Here is a 4,824-nt window from a genome sequence, read left to right as displayed (position 1 = left end):
AAGGGCTTGGCTACCAAAGACTTTATACAAATCTTGATAGATGAGATAGACCTGCCAGTAATTGTAGATGCGGGTATAGGTAGACCATCTCAGGCCTGCGAGGCTATGGAAATGGGGGCTTCTGCAATAATGGCCAACACTGCCATAGCAACTGCTGGAAATATACCTATGATGGCCCAGGCCTTCAAGCAGGCTATAGAGGCTGGTAGGTTGGCCTACCTAGCCAAGCTAGGTAGGGTTATAGAAAAGGGTGGAGTAGCCTCATCACCTTTGACAGGATTTTTAGAGGATTAGGAGGTATAGGAATGAAGATGATTGACCATATGGAATATATGAAGGGGATGGAAAGGCTTGAATCGGATATAATGACCAGGGTAATAGACCAGATGGAGGCCTATGACTACGATTCTTTTACTGCAAATGATGTCAAGGTAGCCCTGGCCAAGGATACCTTGTCACCTAGGGACTTTCAGGCCCTCCTATCACCAGCAGCCCAAGACTTTTTGGAAGAGATTGCCCAGAGGGCCCAGAGGGAGACAAGGGCCCATTTTGGTAACTCTATATATATGTTTACACCCCTATATATAGCCAACTACTGTGAGAACCACTGCATCTATTGTGGCTTCAATTCCCACAACAAGATAAAGAGGTCTAGATTAAATTTCGACCAGATTGAAAAGGAAATGAAGGCCATAGCAGAAACAGGCCTACAAGAAATTTTAATCCTGACTGGAGAGAGCAGGAAGCACTCCGATGTAAAATATATAGGAGAGGCCTGTAGGTTGGCCAGCAAGTACTTTAGTATAGTGGGCTTGGAAGTCTATCCTATGAACACTGATGAGTATGCCTACCTTAATTCATGCGGGGCAGATTATGTGACAGTATTTCAGGAAACCTATAATTCTGACAAGTATGAAACCCTACATTTAGCGGGCCATAAGAGGGTCTTTCCATATAGGTTAAATGCTCAAGAGAGGGCCCTGAGAGGGGGAATGAGAGGGGTAGGTTTTGCAGCCCTACTAGGGCTGGATGACTTTAGGAAGGATGCCTTTGCTACAGGCTACCATGCCTACCTACTCCAGCAAAAATATCCCCATGCAGAGATAGCAATTTCATGTCCAAGGTTGAGACCTATTATAAATAATGATAAAATAAACCCTAAGGATGTTCATGAAACCCAGCTACTACAGATAATATGCGCCTATAGGATCTTTCTACCATTTGTCAGTATCACTGTATCAACCAGAGAGCTAGCAAGGTTTAGGGATAATATCATAAAAATAGCAGCTACAAAGATATCTGCTGGTGTAAGCACGGGTATAGGAAGTCATTCTGAGGATATTGAAGAGGAAAAGGGCGATGAGCAGTTTGAAATAGCTGATACAAGAGATGTTAATGAGGTCTTTGAAGCTATAAAGTCTGGTGGCCTACAGCCAGTAATGAGTGATTATATAAACCTAACTAAAGAGGGTATCAAATAAGGAGCAATATGGAAAAAAGAGGGGAAAAGAACAAGAAAAAATTAATGGTCGTAACCAATAGGAAGGCCTGTCAGGATGGACTTTTAAAGAGGCTTGAAGAGGTATTTGATGCCTATGTAGAGGGAACATATTTGGACGACTTTATAATAGAGGGACTGGTCTTGAGGGAAAAGGACCTAGAGGAGGAAGCCTACCTAAAATTACTTGGTGAAACACAAGTACTGTGCCAGACCCATGGAATAGACCTTTATGCCCACAAATTCTGGAGATCTGCCATGAAGTTGGGGATAAAAAATATACATATGCCCCTCCATGACCTCCTAGAACTGGCCGAGGATGTGAATAAGTACAGGTGCTTTATAGGTTACTTTGACCATGTAGGAGTTTCAACCCATTCGCCTGAGGAGGCTAGCCAGGCTCAAAGGCTGGGGGCTAGCCATATATTCGCAGGACACATATTTACAACTGATTGCAAGAAGGGACTAGAGCCTAGGGGACTAGACTTTTTAGACAAAATGTGCAGGGTATCTAGTCTGCCAGTATATGCCATAGGTGGTATCTGTTTGGACAGGGTAGACCAGGTCCTTGCCAGAGGGGTCCATGGTGTGTCCCTTATGTCAGGCATCATGAAGGATAAAGGTCCTGACCTTAGGTCCTGTGGCCATGCTAGGGAGTCTGACAGGTCAGACCAGCCAGTTAGGGACCTATATCAAACAGATGACAAGGACAAGGAGTATTTTATGTCTGAGGCCCTCAAGGAGGCTAAAAAGGCCTATACCATAGGGGAGACCCCTATTGGTGCAGTTGTAGTCCATGATGGAAAGATAGTGGGTAGGGGCTTTAACCAGGTAGAGCTGACAGGGGACCCAAGTCAGCATGCAGAAATGGTAGCCATACAAAATGCAGCCAAGACCCTATCTAGGTGGAGGCTATACGACTGCCAGATGTATGTGACCATGGAGCCCTGCCTAATGTGTGCTGGAGCCATAGAGAATTCTAGGATAAAAAGCCTATATATAGGTGCCAGCCACAAGAAAAACCACCTGGTGGGCAAGCATAACAACTTCAAGCTAGAGGTTTATAGGGACAGGAAGATCTACTACGAGTTTGGACTGCTTGAGGAAGAGGCCAGCAAGCTCTTGACTGATTTTTTCATGGAAAGAAGGCAGGAAAAATCAAGTAAGCCTAGGAAAGAGGACCTCTAGCGGAAAAATCTCAAAAAATATAAAATTTAATAAATTGTGGACTAAAATATAATTACAAGCATGGTATTATGTGATATTCTATTGATAGGAGAGACTTTCACGTAAAATTCTATTGTTCGGAGGTATATCAATGAATAAGTTTTTAAATAGAGGCCTAGTGCTTGCCGGTGTGGTTAGTATGAGTATGGGCTTGTTTGGTGGACCAAAGGCAGATGCCTATGGAGAAAGACAAGTTGACCAATTTCTAACTGATTCCAGCAAGGACTATATAAATCTGAGTGGCAAGGACAGGCAAGATACATCTAGGCTCATCTCGCAGATGACCTATGACCATTCAGATGAGGTCATAATAGTAGATGGATCCAACTATGTAGACAGTATGTCTGCAATTCAGGTATCGGCCTACCTGGATGCTCCAATACTATTGAACAGTAAGAGGGGACTAGATAGGGGGACTAGGGCAGAGATGATAAGACTAAGGGCAGAGCATGCCTACCTAGTTGGCTGCAATATAAACCCCAAGCTAGAAGCTGACCTAGTAGAAGAGGGCTGTAAGGTTACTCGGATAAGTGCCGAAAAACCCTTTGATTTGTCATACAAGTGTGGTGAATTTGCCAATAAGAATAAGACAACTACAAAAAAGAGTCTGATATTGGCCAGCAGTGAGGTTTTTGCAGATAGCCTATCCATGTCATCCTATTCATATGCCAACAAGGTCCCAATGCTCTTGGTACCAAAGGATATAGATGATAATATGGCCAAGATAATAAATGATTACGGGGCAGAAGAGGTCTTGGTGATAGGTGGAGAAAATACCATCAGTAGTGAGTCTATGGCCAAGATAGGCAAGGCCAGAAGAATAAGTGGTCAGGACAGGTACCAGACATCTAGGATTATACAGAAGGACTATTATCCAGATAGTAAGAATAGCCTAGTAGCCTCAGGTCTTACCTTTGCAGATACGGTAGCAGCATCTCCCCTTGCAGGGATAATGAAGGCCAACATAGTTTTGGTCAAGAATACCAGTGAAGAGGTCCACGACTACCACTTTCAAAAGATAGTAGCAGTGGGTGGTCTAGTTAAAAAGTACATGACAGACGTAGTATATATAAATCCCCACCAGGATGATGAGACTATAGACATGGGACTGGATATAATCAGAGATGTAAAGGACGGAAGGAAGGTCTACCTAATACTGATGACAGATGGTAGTAAGAGTAAGATATATGAGTCCCTTGACCGTGAATTTATCAGGACTAACAGGAGTAGGATTAGTAGGGATGACTTCACCTACCTAAGGGATATGGAAATGGTAAGGGCCCTAGAAACCATGGGTGTCAAAAAGGAAAATGTGATATTTACCAAGAATAGGAACCTGGAAATTGATAAGGATATGGTTATCAGGGCCATAGAAAAATTTGAAGCAGACCATGGCAACAACTTTTCCTATAAGAGTCTAGCTAAGAATAGCCATGACAAGAGTGGGGGAAATGTAGACCACTTTGCCTGTCATGATGGGGTAAAGGAATTCTGTCAGAAGAATTCTAGGAACTATACCTTCTACTCATCCCAACCTACCTATGATGATCCAGCTATACATGTTAAGAACCCTAGCCACGAAGAGAGGGAACTCTGGACTCAGGCCTTGAAACAGTATGAGCTTACTGATCCTTCCCTTGGTTATTATGGGGTGGGCTTCCGTTCAGTGGGGGGTATCATGAATAGGAAGATGTACAATATGCAGGAATTTATTGACTATAATTAAAATAGGGGCTTATAAAATTGGACTACTTGTGGTATTATTATCTAGGTGGAAATAATACGGAGAGGTGTCCGAGTGGCTTAAGGGGCTCGCCTGGAAAGCGGGTGTGTGGGAAACTGCACCGAGGGTTCAAATCCCTCTCTCTCCGCCATTAAATATGAATTAATTAAACATGAAAACATTATACAACTATTTTAAAGGCAATTAGCCCAATAAAAAAGCCTATGGTATGGGATACCATAGGCTTTTATACAACCTGTAAACCATCCGTTGGACGGGTTGTCATGATTCTTTCCTAATTATGTTATATAATATATACTTACTATAGATAAAATAGTGAATAATATTGTCAATATTATTTTTTCATTCTTTATTA

At 42.6% G+C, this 4,824-nt stretch carries 3 protein-coding genes, 1 tRNA gene and 1 pseudogene; all 5 read left to right on the top strand.

From position 1 onward, the window contains the following. A pseudogene (locus ACW6OJ_RS07440) lies at window positions 1-294 on the top strand (thiazole synthase); the annotation flags it as partial. Between the two features lie 11 nt (window positions 295-305). Further along, window positions 306-1,481, top strand: coding sequence for a 2-iminoacetate synthase ThiH (gene thiH, locus ACW6OJ_RS07435; RefSeq protein ID WP_456096192.1), 1,176 nt, complete (start codon window positions 306-308; stop codon window positions 1,479-1,481). Window positions 1,482-1,489: 8 nt separating this feature from the next. After that, window positions 1,490-2,686 carry a deaminase gene (locus tag ACW6OJ_RS07430; protein WP_456096190.1) on the top strand — a complete coding sequence of 399 codons (1,197 nt, stop codon included), beginning with the start codon at window positions 1,490-1,492 and terminating at the stop codon, window positions 2,684-2,686. 130 nt (window positions 2,687-2,816) lie between these two features. Continuing rightward, the gene (locus tag ACW6OJ_RS07425; RefSeq protein WP_456096189.1) at window positions 2,817-4,451 is read left to right on the top strand and encodes a cell wall-binding repeat-containing protein; all 1,635 of its coding nucleotides are present in this window, start codon (window positions 2,817-2,819) and stop codon (window positions 4,449-4,451) included. Between the two features lie 58 nt (window positions 4,452-4,509). Next, window positions 4,510-4,599: transfer RNA gene (locus ACW6OJ_RS07420), tRNA-Ser, on the top strand. The last annotated feature ends 225 nt before the right edge of the window (window positions 4,600-4,824 follow it).

The sequence above is a fragment of the Peptostreptococcus sp. genome, from assembly GCF_977045075.1.
This window is presented reverse-complemented; position numbering and strand designations above follow the sequence as displayed.

What these genes read in the sequence shown, in the direction of transcription:
- thiH (WP_456096192.1), top strand. Translation starts at nt 306, where the DNA reads ATGAAGATGATTGACCATATGGAATATATGAAGGGGATGGAAAGGCTT.
- ACW6OJ_RS07430 (WP_456096190.1), top strand. Translation starts at nt 1,490, where the DNA reads ATGGAAAAAAGAGGGGAAAAGAACAAGAAAAAATTAATGGTCGTAACC.
- ACW6OJ_RS07425 (WP_456096189.1), top strand. Translation starts at nt 2,817, where the DNA reads ATGAATAAGTTTTTAAATAGAGGCCTAGTGCTTGCCGGTGTGGTTAGT.